General features: G+C 70.6%; 17 protein-coding genes and 1 pseudogene. 12 read left to right on the forward strand and 6 right to left on the reverse strand.

The features are described 5' to 3' along the window. A pseudogene (locus FNH05_RS38100) lies at positions 1-205 on the forward strand (DUF2332 domain-containing protein); the annotation flags it as partial. A gap of 39 nt (positions 206-244) precedes the next feature. Then, positions 245-1,864 (forward strand): acyl--CoA ligase family protein, encoded by a 1,620-nt coding sequence (locus FNH05_RS17145; RefSeq protein WP_144589406.1) that lies wholly within the window; start codon positions 245-247, stop codon positions 1,862-1,864. Positions 1,865-1,920: 56 nt separating this feature from the next. Here FNH05_RS17145 and FNH05_RS17150 read toward each other — a convergent pair whose 3' ends face one another. Then, positions 1,921-2,322: an NUDIX hydrolase gene (locus FNH05_RS17150; RefSeq protein ID WP_144589408.1), complete on the reverse strand. Its 402-nt coding sequence runs from the start codon at positions 2,320-2,322 to the stop codon at positions 1,921-1,923. 183 nt (positions 2,323-2,505) lie between these two features. Between FNH05_RS17150 and FNH05_RS17155 the strand changes: the two genes are divergently transcribed. From FNH05_RS17155 to FNH05_RS17180, 6 genes are all read left to right on the forward strand, one after another. Further along, complete coding sequence (locus FNH05_RS17155) at positions 2,506-2,670, forward strand: hypothetical protein (RefSeq protein ID WP_186382588.1); 165 nt, start codon at positions 2,506-2,508, stop codon at positions 2,668-2,670. A 9-nt stretch (positions 2,671-2,679) separates the two neighbouring features. Continuing rightward, positions 2,680-3,240: a PH domain-containing protein gene (locus FNH05_RS17160; RefSeq protein ID WP_144589412.1), complete on the forward strand. Its 561-nt coding sequence runs from the start codon at positions 2,680-2,682 to the stop codon at positions 3,238-3,240. Between the two features lie 99 nt (positions 3,241-3,339). Continuing rightward, positions 3,340-4,200 carry a PHP domain-containing protein gene (locus tag FNH05_RS17165; RefSeq protein ID WP_425458455.1) on the forward strand — a complete coding sequence of 287 codons (861 nt, stop codon included), beginning with the start codon at positions 3,340-3,342 and terminating at the stop codon, positions 4,198-4,200. Positions 4,201-4,234: 34 nt separating this feature from the next. Then, positions 4,235-4,825: a MarC family protein gene (locus tag FNH05_RS17170; RefSeq protein WP_144589429.1), complete on the forward strand. Its 591-nt coding sequence runs from the start codon at positions 4,235-4,237 to the stop codon at positions 4,823-4,825. A 19-nt stretch (positions 4,826-4,844) separates the two neighbouring features. Continuing rightward, complete coding sequence (locus tag FNH05_RS17175) at positions 4,845-5,702, forward strand: RecB family exonuclease (protein WP_144589431.1); 858 nt, start codon at positions 4,845-4,847, stop codon at positions 5,700-5,702. Further along, positions 5,699-6,046 (forward strand): hypothetical protein, encoded by a 348-nt coding sequence (locus tag FNH05_RS17180; RefSeq protein ID WP_246127785.1) that lies wholly within the window; start codon positions 5,699-5,701, stop codon positions 6,044-6,046. The genes FNH05_RS17175 and FNH05_RS17180 overlap by 4 nt, the downstream gene beginning before the upstream one ends. 9 nt (positions 6,047-6,055) lie before the next feature. Here FNH05_RS17180 and FNH05_RS17185 read toward each other — a convergent pair whose 3' ends face one another. The 3 genes from FNH05_RS17185 to FNH05_RS17195 are packed head-to-tail and all read right to left on the reverse strand — an operon-like array spanning position 6,056 to position 9,937. Beyond that, complete coding sequence (locus FNH05_RS17185) at positions 6,056-6,931, reverse strand: alpha/beta fold hydrolase (RefSeq protein ID WP_144589416.1); 876 nt, start codon at positions 6,929-6,931, stop codon at positions 6,056-6,058. Continuing rightward, on the reverse strand, positions 6,928-8,337 hold the full coding sequence (locus tag FNH05_RS17190; RefSeq protein ID WP_186382587.1) for an Rv3212 family protein: 1,410 nt from the start codon (positions 8,335-8,337) through the stop codon (positions 6,928-6,930). Before FNH05_RS17190 ends, FNH05_RS17185 begins: the two co-directional genes overlap by 4 nt. A gap of 31 nt (positions 8,338-8,368) precedes the next feature. Then, positions 8,369-9,937, reverse strand: coding sequence for a DEAD/DEAH box helicase (locus FNH05_RS17195; RefSeq protein ID WP_425458457.1), 1,569 nt, complete (start codon positions 9,935-9,937; stop codon positions 8,369-8,371). Positions 9,938-10,371: 434 nt separating this feature from the next. On the opposite strand from FNH05_RS17195, the gene FNH05_RS17200 reads away from it, so the two are divergent. Both FNH05_RS17200 and FNH05_RS17205 read left to right on the forward strand, forming a co-directional pair. Next, complete coding sequence (locus FNH05_RS17200; protein ID WP_144589419.1) at positions 10,372-11,019, forward strand: ferritin-like fold-containing protein; 648 nt, start codon at positions 10,372-10,374, stop codon at positions 11,017-11,019. A gap of 47 nt (positions 11,020-11,066) precedes the next feature. Next, entirely contained in the window at positions 11,067-11,297 is a 231-nt protein-coding gene (locus FNH05_RS17205; protein ID WP_144589421.1) for a DUF3107 domain-containing protein, read from the forward strand. A 99-nt stretch (positions 11,298-11,396) separates the two neighbouring features. Here the strand turns inward: FNH05_RS17205 and FNH05_RS17210 are convergent, their stop codons facing one another. Together FNH05_RS17210 and FNH05_RS17215 are read right to left on the reverse strand one after the other, a co-directional pair. Beyond that, a complete protein-coding gene (locus FNH05_RS17210) occupies positions 11,397-11,717 on the reverse strand; it encodes a DUF4873 domain-containing protein (RefSeq protein ID WP_144589423.1) in 321 nt (106 codons plus the stop codon). Next, the gene (locus FNH05_RS17215) at positions 11,707-12,468 is read right to left on the reverse strand and encodes a TetR/AcrR family transcriptional regulator (RefSeq protein ID WP_144589425.1); all 762 of its coding nucleotides are present in this window, start codon (positions 12,466-12,468) and stop codon (positions 11,707-11,709) included. Before FNH05_RS17215 ends, FNH05_RS17210 begins: the two co-directional genes overlap by 11 nt. 50 nt (positions 12,469-12,518) lie before the next feature. On the opposite strand from FNH05_RS17215, the gene FNH05_RS17220 reads away from it, so the two are divergent. Then, positions 12,519-13,424, forward strand: a complete 906-nt coding sequence (locus tag FNH05_RS17220) for an AurF N-oxygenase family protein (protein ID WP_144589427.1) — start codon at positions 12,519-12,521, stop codon at positions 13,422-13,424. Next, the coding region (locus FNH05_RS17225; RefSeq protein ID WP_425458456.1) for an alpha/beta fold hydrolase at positions 13,421-13,881 on the forward strand (461 nt) is incomplete at its 3' end. The genes FNH05_RS17220 and FNH05_RS17225, both read left to right, overlap by 4 nt.

Raw genomic sequence — 13,881 nt, forward strand, 5'->3', positions numbered from 1 at the left:
GAGCAGGCCGCTGTGGTGGCTCAGCGACGACCCCTACGAAGCGGGCCTGGCCCACGTGCTGCCCGGACGGGACGATCTGAACTTCTTCGAGGGCGACCCACGGTGCACGCTCGGTGTCGCCACGTGGAACGACGGGTCCGTGGCGGCCCGGGCGCTGGCCAGGACGTCTCGATACGGGCACCGGATGACGTGGCTGTCCTCATGACACCTTGTCGCGGGGCGGCCCGCTGGTGAGGATGTGCGCATGGCAGTCACCGAGGACACCTGGTACACACCGCTGACCCCGCTCGCTTTCCTGAAGCGCGCGGCCGAGGTCTTCCCGGACAAGGAAGCGATCGTCTACGGCGAGCGCCGCACCACCTACCGGGAGTTCGCCGCCGAAGCGACCAGGGTGGCGCACGCCCTGCGCGCGACCGGGGTGGCGCCGGGGGACCGGGTCGCCTACCTGATGCCGAACATCCCGGAGATGCTCGTCGCGCATTTCGCGGTGCCGCTGGCCGGCGCCGTGCTGGTCGCGATCAACACCCGTCTCGCCCCGGCCGAGATCCGCTACATCCTGGAACATTCGGGGGCCAAGGTGCTGGTCGTCGACGCGGCCCTGCACCCCTCGATCGCCCCCGTCCTCGGCGAGCTGACGGTGAGCGAAATCGTCACCGTCACCGACCCGGCGTCGGGCGCTTCGCCCGATCCGGCGATCGGCGGGATCTCCTACGGCGAGCTGCTGGACCGCGGGGAGGACACGCCGCTGCCGTGGAGCGTGACGGACGAGCGCGGCACGATTTCGATCAACTACACCTCCGGTACGACCGGGCGCCCCAAGGGTGTGATGTATCACCACCGCGGGGCGTACCTGAACTCACTCGCCGAGATCGTCCACTCGCAGCACACCCCCCGGTCGCGGTACCTGTGGACGCTGCCGATGTTCCACTGCAACGGCTGGTGCACCACCTGGGCGGTGACCGCGATCGGGGGAACCCACGTCTGCCTCCGCGCGGTGGACGCCACCGAGATCTGGCGGCTGCTCGACACCGAGGGCATCACCCACCTCAACGGCGCACCCACCGTCCTGGTCACCATCGCGGGCCACCCGCAGGCGCACCCGCTCCCGCACGAGGTCGTGGTCACCACCGCGGGCGCCCCGCCGAGCCCCACCGTGATCCGCCGCATGTCCGAACTCGGTGCGCGCCTGACGCACGTCTACGGCCTCACCGAGACCTACGGCCCGTACACCGTGTGCGAGGCCCAGGAGGGCTGGCTCAAGCTCGACCTCGCCGAGCGCAGCAGGCTGCAGTCGCGCCAGGGGGTCGGCATGATCGTCACCGACGGCGTGCGCGTGGTCGACGACGACATGAACGACGTGCCGCGCGACGGCGTGACCATGGGCGAGGTCGTGATGCGCGGCAACAACGTGATGGCCGGGTACTTCCAGGACCCGGAGGCGACGGAGAACGCTTTCCGCGGCGGCTGGTTCCACTCGGGCGACCTCGGGGTGTGGCACCCCGACGGGTACATCCAGTTGCGGGACCGCGCCAAGGACATCATCGTCTCGGGCGGCGAGAACATCTCGACCATCGAGGTCGAGGCGGCCATCGACTCGCATCCGGCGGTGCTGGAGGTCGCGGTGGTCGGGGTGCCCGACGAGAAGTGGGGCGAGCGCCCGAAGGCCTACGTGGTGCTGCGGCCGGGCCGGTCACTGACGACCGCCGAACTGCTCGGGCACGTGCGCGGCGAGATTGCCCGGTACAAGGTGCCGGACCAGGTCGAGTTCGTCACCGAGCTGCCGAAGACCTCGACGGGCAAGATCCAGAAGTTCCAGCTGCGCGAACGCGACTGGGCGGGCCACGAGTCACGCATCCAGGGCTGACCAGTGCGGGCAGGTCCGGCCAGGGCTGACCAGGCCCGCAGCGCGGCCGGTAAGCGCTAGCAGCGGGGGAGGGCGTCCCAGCCTCGGAGGGTTTCGGCGAGGCCTTCGGTGAGGTCGAGCGTGGAAAGGGCGTTGCCGTCCACCCACCGGGCTTCGTCGGCGTCGTCCCCGGCGCGCAGCGTGCCGCCCTCGACCTCGCAGACGTAGTCGTAGATGGCGTACCGGCCGCGCACCACCATCCCGGCGAGCCTGCCCGGGCGCACCACGAGCCCGGTCTCCTCGCGGATTTCCCGCGCCACGGCCTCGGCGTCGGTCTCGCCCGCCTCGACCCGGCCGCCCGGCAGGGACCACAGGCCGCGGCCCGGATCGTGGCCGCGGCGGATGACCAGCAGCCGGCCCGTCGCGTCGTGCAGGATCCCGCCGACGCACCGGACGGAACCGTGCTCGGGTGCCCGCATGAGGGGAAGGGTAGCCCGGGACCTTCACGCGAAGGTGTACACGGAGAGTAGCCGTGCGGTAAGATCGACTCCGGACACTGACCCAAGCGCGGGACTTACCTCCCGTAAAGGTGCGCAGTGCGGTACAACGTTAGTGGTGAGCTTGCTAGACCGATGCCGGAGTAAGAGACGGGATTGATCGCAGTGAACACGAAGAAGATTGTCGGGTTGTCAGCTATCGCGTTGGTCTTGTTCTTCGTGATCGCGCAGCCGGGGCACGCCGCTGGCATGGTCAACAACGGCGTCGGTTTCCTTCGCAACTCGGCAGAAGCGGTGATCACCTTCGTCAGCAACGTGTTCAACTCGTAGCGGCGCGCGATGTTCGCTCCTCGCGATCCGGACGAGTACCTGCTTGACACCGAACGGCGCGTGGTGCGGATCCGCAGGCACTGGGCGGTGCTGGCGTGGGAGACCTTCGAGGCCATCGCCCTGCTGGCGATCTGCGTCATGGTGTCCTACCTGTTGCCGCCCTCGCTGTACATCGTGCAGAACGTGCTCTGGTACGCCGCGTTCTTCGTCGTGCTCTACTTCGCCTTCAAGGTGATGGAGTGGTGGGTCGAGCGGCTTGTGGTCACGGACAAGAGATTCGTGCTGACCAGCGGCGTGTTCACCACGAAGGTGGCCATGATGCCGATCAGCAAGGTCACCGACCTGACCTACGAGCGCACCGCCTGGGGCCGGATGCTCGGCTACGGGACGGTGATCGTCGAGTCGGCCGGGCAGATCCAGGCCCTGAACCGGATCGATTTCCTGCCCCGTCCGGAGGAGTTCTACGACACGATCTCCGAACTCGTCTTCGGCGACAAGCAGAAGCAGAGCGAGCGCTTCTCCATGATCAAGGCCCAGCGCCTGGCGCGGGGCAAGAAGATGGTGGGCTGAACCGCCCTCGTTCCGACAGGCCGTGAGGGTGCCCTCACGGCCTGTGCCGTACCACCCGGACTGGTGATCACGGTCGGGTGATGAGTCAGAATGGGTTCGATGCGCATCGATCTGCACACCCATTCCCTGGTCTCCGACGGTACCGACACCCCGGCCGAACTGGTGTACACCGCGGCCCGGGCCGGGCTGGACGTGGTCGCGCTGACCGACCACGACACCACCGCGGGCTGGGCCGCCGCCACCGAGGCCCTGCCGCCGGGGCTCACCCTCGTGCCCGGTGCCGAACTGTCGTGCGTCAGCGAGCACGACGGCGAGCGCGGGGTCAGCGTCCACCTGCTGGCCTACCTGTTCGACCCGGATTCCCCGGCGATCATCGAGGAACAGCGGCGGCTGCGCGACGCGCGGCGGCGGAGGCTGCGGGCGATAGCCGCCCGGATGGCCGACGACGGGTTGCCGGTCGATCCCGAGGAGATCCTGGGCCTGCTGCCGCCGGATTCGCCGGCGGGGCGCCCGCACCTGGCGCAGGCACTCGTCCGCGCCGGCCTGGTCTCCACGGTCGATCAGGCGTTCGCCGAATACCTGGGCAACGGGCACGGCTATCTCGTGCCGCGCCAGGACACGCCGGTGGGCGACGCGATCCGCATGATCGCCGCGGCGGGCGGGGTGACCGTGTTCGCGCATCCCTTCGCGCGCAGCCGTGGGCGCGTCGTCTCCGCCGACACCATCGCCGAACTGGCCGAGCAGGGGCTCACCGGCCTCGAGGTCGATCACCCGAACCACGACGAGCGCACCCGGGCCGAACTGAGGGGCCTCGCCCGTGAGCTGAACCTGGTCCAGACCGGCTCCAGCGACTACCACGGGACGAACAAGACCACCCCCATCGGGGCGGAGACGACCGACCCCGAGGCGTTCGAGGCGCTGGTGGCGAAGGCGTCCGGCGCACAGCTCGCGGTGGGCTGAGGTGATCCCCGCCTATTTCGACCCGAACGTGTTCATGGAGGCGACGATCACCCTCGTCGTGATCATGGACCCGCCGGGCACGGTGCCGGTGTTCCTGAGCCTCGTCGGTCGCAAGACCCCGCTCGCCAGGGCGCGCGCCGCCCGCCAGGCCACACTGGTCTCCCTGCTGGTCATCTCCCTATTCGCGATCGCGGGGCAGGCGATCCTCGCCTACCTCGGCATCGGCATTCCCGCACTGCAGGGCGCCGGCGGGCTGCTCCTGCTGCTCATCGCGCTCGACCTGCTCACCGGCCGGGGCGGCAGCGAGCCGGAAGTGGTCGAGGACGTCAACGTCGCGCTGGTGCCGCTCGGTACCCCGCTGCTGGCCGGGCCGGGGGCGATCGCGGCGACCATCGTGTTCGTGCGCGAGGCGTCCGGCCACCTCGGCGCCTACACCGCGCTGGCGGCCGCGATCATCGTCGTGCACCTGCTCATCTACCTGTCCATGCGGTATTCGGGCCTGGTCATCCGGCTGATCAGGGAAAGTGGCATCACGCTGCTCGCGAAGATCGCCGGTCTGCTGCTCGCCGCCATCGCGGTCGAACTCGTCGCCAACTCGGTGCGCGGGTTCATCGCGGGCGGATGATGCGTACGGTGGGGGCGTGGTGGAACAACTGGGGTTCGAGTTCGAGGTCCAGCCGAAGCGGCTGACGAAGGTGAGCCCGGCGCGGCTGGCGACCTTCGCGGATTGCCCGCGGCGCTACCGGATGAGCTATCTCGACCGGCCGACGCCGACGCGGACCGGGCCGTGGGCCCACAGCACCCTGGGCGCGGTGGTGCACAACGCCCTGCGCGCACTGTTCGACCTGCCGCCGCAGCGTCGCACGCCGGTGCGCGCGGCCGCGCTGCTGGCCGAGCAGTGGCAGAGCGGGGGGTTCGCCGACGCCGCGCAGGCCGCCGTCTACCGGGAACGCGCGACGGGGTGGGTGATGGACTACGTCGAGCACCACGACGTGTCCGGTTTCCCCGTCGGGCTGGAGCGGTGGGTCTCGGCGACGGTGAGCACCGAGCCGGGCCGTCCCGCCTCGATGATCATCGAGGGCCGGGCGGACCGCATCGACGAACGTGACGGCGAACTGGTGATCGTGGACTACAAGACCGGCCGCCGTGCGCCCGGCGAGGACGAGGCACGCGGGTCCCAGGCGCTCGCCCTGTACGCGGTGGCCGCGTCGCGAACACTCCGCCGCCCCTGCCACCGGGTCGAGCTGCACCACCTGCCCACCGGCACGGTCGCCGCAGCCGACCACACCGAAGACAGCCTGCGGCGGCATCTGACCCGTGCCGAAGAGACAGCCGACGACCTGCGCACCGCGACCGATTCCCTGGCCGCGGGTGGAGACAGCGAGTTGCTCTTCCCGGCGCGGGTCGGGCCGAGGTGCGCGTGGTGCGATTTCCGCCCAAGCTGTGCACAGGGGAAGCAGGCATCGCTGGAAGCCAAGCCGTGGGAGTTGCTGGCACCGTGAGTGCGGAAACAGGGAACGCCGAAGGGACGACCGAGGAACTGCCGCGCCCCGCGCCCGTCGAGACGCGGGTCCGGCGCGGCCGCTGGTGGCGCGGGGCGACCGGATCGCTCGCGGCCGGGATGGCCGGCCTCGCCGTCATCGTGCTGGGCGCGGGCGTGCTGTCGCTGATCGTCCACGCCCCCGGGCCGGGGGCCGCCTCGCTGATCGGGCATCCGGTCGCCGCCGTCGTCGCGCTGGCCGCGCAGCGGGTCGCCGACCGCCGCCAGGGGCCGCCCGCCGTCCTCGCCGGCGCCGTGGTGCTGGTGGACGTGGCCGCCACCCTGTGGCTCCTCTGGTGGTCGTAGGCCGCACTTTTACCTGAAAGTGCGATCCCCCCAGGAGTGCCAGACGGGCAGCAGGACGTCGAGCAGGGCGGTGGGGTTCTCGGTGTTCGGGGAATGACCGGCGTGCGGCACGGTCACGAAGGGCGCGCCCAGCCGTCCGGCCATTTCCCGCTGGGAGGGCACACTCCACGCGTCGTCGCCTTCGCCCGCCACCACGAGTGAGGGCACCCGCTGCTGCCGCAGGGCGTCGGCGAGGTCCGGCACCAGATCCGGTTCCGCCCGCAGCCCCTCGGCCATGCCGAGCAGGGCGAAGGGGCTGGACGAGGTGAACCGGTGCCGGTAGAAGTCCTTCAGCTCGGCGGGCAGCGCCACCCACGACGGGAACCGGGCGTTCATCGCCTCGCGGACCGCGTAGGCCGCGACCACGCCCCCGTCGCGCAGCAGCGGTTCACCGAGCCCGAGCGCCTCCCGCCGCGGACCCTCCGGCAGGGCGCCGGGCCCGCTGCCGAGGAGCGTCAGCCCGGCCACCGGCGCTCCGGCCAGCACCGCGGCGCGGGCGACGAGACCACCATAGGAATGCCCGAGCAGCAGAACCGGTTTTCCTTGCTCGGCAAGGAAAACCGTGAGATCGGCGACGATCTTGCCCAGTGCGGCGGGCAGGTAGGCCGACTGGTCGTCCGGGCCCGGTGATTCGAACTGGCCGGGCAGGTCGACCGCCACCGCGCGGAAACCCGCGGCGGCGATGCCGTCGAGCAACGGCGCGAAGTCCTCTTTGGACCCGGTGTAGCCGGGGACGAGCAGCACCACCTTCTCGGCCGGGCCGGTGGTACCGAGCGCGGCGAGGGGGCTGAACGGGCCGGGCAGGTCGATCCGTGCGGCCGAATGGGCCGTCAGCTGTGCGATCATCGCAGCGCCACCACCGTGTCCCCGCGCTGTTCCAGCAGAACCGGGCCGAGTGCGGTCAGCCGCACCGGGCCGGTGTAGCCGTGCCGGTTCACCGCGATGGTGCGGATGGCCGAGCCGTTGTCCTCGTTCAGCACGGCCAGACCCCCGTCGATGGGGACCACGAACTGGTGATCGAACTCCACCCCGGGGCCGAGCGCGGTGTTCAGTGTCCACTTCGGAGCGAGGGTGTCGCGGGAGAGGGCCATCAGCCGGGAACCAGTGAACCAGTAGACGCCCGACCCGGTGGACGAGGTGGCGGGCACCCCGCCCGCCGGATCGTGCGCGAGGTCGTTCGCGGGCAGGTCGAGGGGATAGGTGGCGGCGACGTCGCCGTCGTTGCCGTAGCAGACGAGCTGGTGCTGGTCGGCCAGCGCGACGGCCGTGTACTCGCCGGACATCGCCACCATCCGGCCCGTCACGCCGGGCAGGATCTGGCTGTAGGACACCTGGGGCTGGTCCGCGTCCTTGGGCACCGCCCGGTACACGCTGAGCCGGTCACCGGGATCGCCGGGACACCGCTCGATCACGCCGATCCGGCTCGACGCCGCCGCCACCGAACCGTAGGTGCAGTTCGTCCGCGGCTGCTTGTCCGGGTTGACCAGTGCGGGCACCCGGCCGTACTCGACGGTCTGGACCAGATCGTCGCGCCAGGTGGTGAGCAGGGTGGGGCCGAAGGCGGTGACGTAGGAGCCGTCGGTGACCAGGCGCGTGCCGAGCTGGGTGTTGCCGGTGCGCTGCGCCGCCCGGTGGCCGCTGTCCGGGTCGAGCGCGACGACCTCGCTGCACCCGCTCTCGTTGTTGACGCCGTCCTTGCGGTAGACCGCCACGGCACGCGACCAGGCCTTGCCCACCGTGCAGAGCGTCAGGTCACGGGAGTAGCGCCAGCGCACCTGGCCGGTGAGGGGGTCGCGGCCCGCGACCTCGCCGCCGGAGGCGGTGATCGCGGTGGAGCCCTCGGCCAGCGGAACCGGGGTGGCTCCGCTGGGGGCCTGCCACAGTTCGGTCAGGCTGCCCGGCACGTTCTCCGGGGCGGCCGGGAGCGCGGGTGGGGACGTGGCGATCTCCGACACCGTGGCGCGGCTTTCGCTTCCGGCCCAGACCAGCACGCCCGCGGCCGCCGTCACCACGGCGATGGCCGCCGCGATGATCCGGTCACGGGGGTGGTTCCAGGGCGACGGACGGTCGCGGCGGGACGGGGTGTGCCTGCGGGGTGGCTGCTCGTGCACCACGCTCCCCGCCAGCACGTCCTCGACCCCGATGACCTGGGTGGCCTCGGGGTCGCCCGCGGCGGGGCGCCGGTGCCGGCCGTGAACGGGCGGCTCCGGGCCCTCGTTGCTGTCCGACGCTCCCTGGACGGGCTCGCTCACCTGTGCTCCCCGAGATTCGGCTGTTTCGCGCTCAGTCTGCCGAAGCGGGTGTATCAGAAATGTTGGTGGTGTTCAGCCTGCGACGCCTCCGGCGGCGTGCCGGACGCTCCGGGTTCTCCCCGTTCTCGCGTTCGGCGGGGGGAGCGGTCTCCCCGCCGCGGGTGCGGCGGCGGCGCGGACGCTCCTCGTCGCCTGCGGCTTCGGCCCCGGCCCTGGGGGCGGCCTTCCCCGCGGCGTCCGCCGCTTCGATCGCCTCGGCCGCCGCGGCGCCACCCCGTGTGCGGCGGCGCTTGCGGGCCGGCTTGGCCGCCGTGTCGCCACGGCGACGCCGTCCGCCCATCTTCTCCTCGGGCTCGGCGGCCAGCCCGGCCCTGGTCCGCTGGCTCAGCGGAAGCCTGCCGGTCGCGTCCTCCCGGATGTCCAGATCGGTGAACAGGTGGCGGGAGGTCGAGTACGTCTCGACGGGCTCCGGGATGTCCAGGCCCAGCGTGTCGGAGATGAACCGCCAGCGGGCCTCCTCGTCCCAGTCGACGAGGGTGATGGCCACCCCGGTCTTGCCCGCGCGGCCGGTGCGGCCGATGCGGTGGACGTAGGTCTTCTCGTCCTCGGGGGTCTGGTAGTTGATCACGTGCGTGACGTCGTCCACGTCGATCCCGCGGGCGGCCACGTCGGTGGCGACCAGCACGTCGATCTTGCCGGAGCGGAAGGCGCGCAGCGCCTGCTCGCGGGCGCCCTGGCCCAGGTCACCGTGGACGGCGGCGGCGGCGAAGCCGCGCTCGGCGAGATCGTCGGCGACCTTCTGCACCGTGCGCTTGGTGCGGGCGAAGATCATGGTCAGCCCGCGGTCGCGAGCCTGCAGCGCGCGGGCGAGCAGCTCGGGCTTGTCCAGCGAATGGGCCCGGTAGACCAGCTGCCTGGTGCGCTCGTGGATCGCGCCCGCGTCGTTCTCCTCGGCCCGGATGTGCGTGGGCCGGTTCAGGAAGGTGCGGGCCAGCGTGATGATCGGCCCGGGCATGGTCGCCGAGAACAGCATGGTCTGGCGTTGCTCGGGCACCATGCCGAGGATGCGCTCGATGTCGGGAAGGAAGCCGAGGTCGAGCATCTCGTCGGCCTCGTCGAGCACCAGCGCGCCGACCTTGCCCAGCACCAGGTGGCGCTGCTCGGCCAGGTCCAGCAGACGGCCCGGGGTGCCGATGACCAGGTCCACCCCGGCGCGCAGGGACTCGATCTGCTGCTCGTAGGGGCGGCCGCCGTAGATGGCCAGCGTGCGCACCCCGAGGTACTTGCCCGCTTCGGTCAGGTCGTGTGCCACCTGAAGGCACAGTTCGCGGGTGGGCACGACCACCAGGGCCTGAGGGGTGCCGTCACCCGGTACGGTGAGACGCTGGAGCAGCGGGACGCCGAAGCCCAGTGTCTTGCCGGTCCCGGTGCGGGCCTGGCCGATGACGTCCTCCCCGGCCAGCGCGAGCGGCAGGGTCAGCGCCTGGATGGCGAAGGTCCGCTCGATACCGGCCTCGCCGAGCGAGCGCACGATCTCGGGGCGCACCTCGCACTCGGCGAAGGTCGGGTTTTCGGGCTTGGCCGGGGTGTCGGCCTGCAACGGATGCGACGTGTCCGTGCCGGACGCGCCGCTTTCGCTGTGTTCGAGGGTTTCTGTTCGGTTGTCGGAAGTGCTTGCGGTCAGTGTGATCGCCTCTCTCGTACCAGCGCGCACGGCCTGGTCCGTTCTCGGCACTCGACCGCGGAATCGCTGTCGCGGGAATGCCGCAAAGGCGTGCACGCACACTGTGTCGGTTCGCGAACCGTGCCGGGAATTCCCGTCCGGCTCGTCATCCGCCCCTTCAGCGGCGTCCGGATCTTTCCGTTCTCCCAGGTGAGAGGCACTGTGCCTCAGGGTGGGACGCACTGTCAACGGAGCGGAAGCTTTCGTCGATACGTTTTCCAGTGTAACGGCACCTCGCCTGGCCTCGGCATTTCCCCTCGGCGTGTCCGCGTGGGATTGGTCTCTTTCTCGCAGCGGCTACGCTCACGGCTGTGACACGAGAGATCAGTGAAGGCGTGGTGGACCTGCTCGGCGTCCTCGCCTACGGCGAGCTTTCCGCGTTCGACCGGATGGCCGAGGATGCCCGCAGCGCCCCCACGCTGGCCGGGCGCGCGGCGCTCGCGTCGATGGCCGCCGCGGAGATCGGGCACTACCAGCAGTTGTCGGCCTTCCTGGCCGCGCGCGGGGTCGCCGTCGAGGACGCGATGGCACCCTTCGTCGACCACATCAACGCCTGGCACGCCTCGACCGCACCGAAGTCCTGGCTGGAATCGCTGGTCAAGGCCTATGTCGGGGACGGGCTGGCGGCCGACCTGTACCGCGAGGTCGGCACCTGGCTGGACCCGGAGACCAAGGACCTCGTACTCACCGTGCTCGCCGACACCGGCCACTCCGCGTTCGCCGAACGCGAAGTCGCCGCGGGGATCGAGGCCGACCCGAAGGCCCGCGACCGGCTCGCCCTGTGGGGGCGTCGACTGCTGGGCGAGGCGCTTACGCAGGCCCAGTACGTGGTGGCCGAGCGGGACGGGCTGGCCGAATTGATCATTTCCGGCTCGGGGGATCTGTCGGGAATCGCGGCGCTCTTCCGGAGGTTGCAGCAGGGGCACGCCAGGCGGATGCAGAGGCTCGGACTCGGCTAGCCTGAAAGCGCAGGACAACGTGAGAAGAAACTAGGCGGAGGTCACCTGTGGAGGTCAAGATCGGCATCAAGGACACCCCTCGGGAACTGGTGGTGTCCAGTGGCCAGTCTGCCGATGAGGTCGAGAAGCTGGTCACCGAAGCGCTGAAGAGTGATGACGGCGTGTTCCGCCTCACCGACGAAAAGGGCCGCAAGTTCCTGGTGCCCTCCGACCGGATCGCCTACGTCGAGATCGCCCCCTCCGATGTGCGCAAGGTCGGTTTCGCCGTCGGCGCGTGAGAGCTGTTCGAAGGGAGCCCCGGTCGCGGACCGGGGCTCCCTTCGTCTTTTCCGGGTCCCGGGGGTGGAGCAATGAATGTTTGCTACGGATCCCCGGGCTCACTCCGAGGCGAGCTCGGCCAGGGTCTTCGGCACGGTGAACGGGGGTGTGCTGGTGCCGAGGAGGCGGTAGCGGCCCCACGGGTCCGGGTCGGACACCTCGCAGCGCGCCTCGCCTTCGGGCGTGCGTAGCTCCCCGGGTTTCTTGCGTCCCCCGAGCAGCGTGTGGAGGCGTTCGTCCCGGGTGATGCGGCCGTACCAGCGGTAGTAGCCGTCGATCGGCTGGAAGTGTCCGCGCAGTTCCACCTCCACCGCCAGTTCGGTGCCGTCGACCACGAGGGTCGCCGGACCGCGGTAGCCGTCTTCGCCGTCAACCGGCATCCGAGATCTCCTCCCTGTTCGAGGCCGCCGCGAGCCGGACGACCTTGTTCGCTTCCAGTGGCTGGTCGGGGTCGATCACGACCCCCTGCTGCCGGGTCAGCCCGTCGATCGCGGCCCAGATGATCCGGGTCAGGTACTCCACCACGCTGTCGCGGCTCATCGAGCGCCGTTCCAGCCACCATTCGCCGGTGTTCTGCACCATCCCGACGATGCCGTACGCCCAGGGTTCGGCCGCCCCGGAATCGAGGCCGAGCATCCGCATGTAGTCCCCGAGCAGCGCGGTGAGCGCGGTGGCGATGAGCTCCTTGTCCTCGGCGACCACGTCCGCCTGGACCGGTTTCCCGCTGAACGAGCGGCGGGCCAGCAGCCGGTAGAGGTTCGGGTACTCCTCGATCACGCCGAAGAACGCGTCGAGCGCCGTCCGGATGCGGGGGACCGGTGCGAGTTCGGCGTTGATGGCGGGCACGAGCCGCGAGAACAGCAGTTCCGTGCCGCGCTGGCCGAGCGCGAGGTAGAGGTCCGCCTTGTCCGCGAAATGCCGGTAGAGCACCGGTTTGGTGACCCCGGCGGCCGTGGCCACGTCTTCCATCGCGAGGTCGGGCCCGTGCTCGTCGAGGGCGCGTAGGGCGGCCTCCACGAACTCGGCTCGCCGCGCGATCCGGTGCTTGCGCCAGCGGTCCCGGCGGGCGTCGCCCGTCGCGGCCTCACCGGCCTTCGGGTGCTGCTTGACACGATCCGTCACGCGCCTCATGCTACCAAAGGTAACTGTTACCGCAGGTTACATACAAACTGGGAGGCGAGATGACGCGGACACTCGGGGAGCCGGGCCGGGAGAAGACTGCGGAACGGCTGCTCAAATCGTCGGCGAGCAAGTTCTACGACCCCGAAGTCGACATCGACTGGTCGGCACCGCTGCCCGAAGGTCATCCCTACCTGCCCGAACACCGGTCCTCGCTGTACGGCACGCACCTGTGGGACCGGCTGACCCCCGAGCAGCGGATCGAGCTCGGCAAGCACGAGATCGCCAGCATCGCCAGCAACGGCATCTTCTTCGAGGTGCTCCTGATGCAGATGCTGCTCAAGGTCGTCTACGACACCGATCCGACCACGCGCCACGTCCAGTACGCGCTCACCGAGATCGCCGACGAGTGCCGGCACTCGACGATGTTCGCGCGGTTCGTCGAACGCGTGGGTGCCCCCGCCTACGGTCCGGTCAAGATCGTGCACGCGCTCGGCAAACTGCTGCCGGTGATCGGCTACGGCCCGGCGCTGTACGGCTCGATCCTGGTGGCCGAAGAGATCCTCGACCGGCTCCAGCGCGAAAGCATGGCCGACGAGGACATCCAGCCGCTCGTGCGCATGGTCAACCGCATCCACGTGCTGGAGGAGGCGCGGCACGTCACCTTCGCCCGCGAGGAGGTCACCCGGGGGGTGGCGAAGCTGTCGAAGGCCGAACTGGTCTACCAGCGGTGGCTGCTGGCCTCGGTGAGCCTCGGCATCACCCGCAGCCTGATCAACCCCCGCGTCTACCGCGCGGTGGGGCTCAACCCGCTGGAAGCCTGGAAGACGGCGATGAACAACCCGCACTTCCAGGAGACCATCCGCTGGTCCGGCGAGCGGATCATGGCCTTCCTGGACGAGGCCGGGCTGGTCGGGGCGCCGGGTATGCAGCTGTGGCGCCGCTCGTTCCTGGTGGCGCGGCGGTGACCAAGGTGCGCGACCGGACGACGGTGACCGGCCGCAGGGGGTTCGGTCACCGTTTCCTCACCGGTGACGGCACCGCGCTGCACGTGCGGGCCACCGGGCCCGAGGACGCGCCCGTCACCCTGGTGCTGGCGCATGCCTGGACCCAGGACCACACGGAATGGGATCCGGTGCTGCCGCTGCTCCCGCCGCAGGCGCGGGTGCTGCGCTACGACCACCGCGGCCACGGCGGGTCGGCCCCGGCCCGGCCGGGCACGGCCACCGTTGCGCAGCTCGCCGACGACCTCGCCGAGCTGATCGCCGAGCGGGTGCCGTCCGGGCGCGTGGTGCTGGCCGGGCACTCGATGGGCGGGATGACGGTGATGGCCCTCGCCGAACGGCATCCGGAGCTGGTGCGCCTGCGGGTGGCCGGGGTGGCCCTCATCGCCACGTCCTGTTCCGACATGGACCGGCTCACGCT

Origin of the sequence: Amycolatopsis rhizosphaerae (assembly GCF_007713715.1) — a bacterium.
Lineage (GTDB): Bacteria > Actinomycetota > Actinomycetes > Mycobacteriales > Pseudonocardiaceae > Amycolatopsis_E > Amycolatopsis_E rhizosphaerae.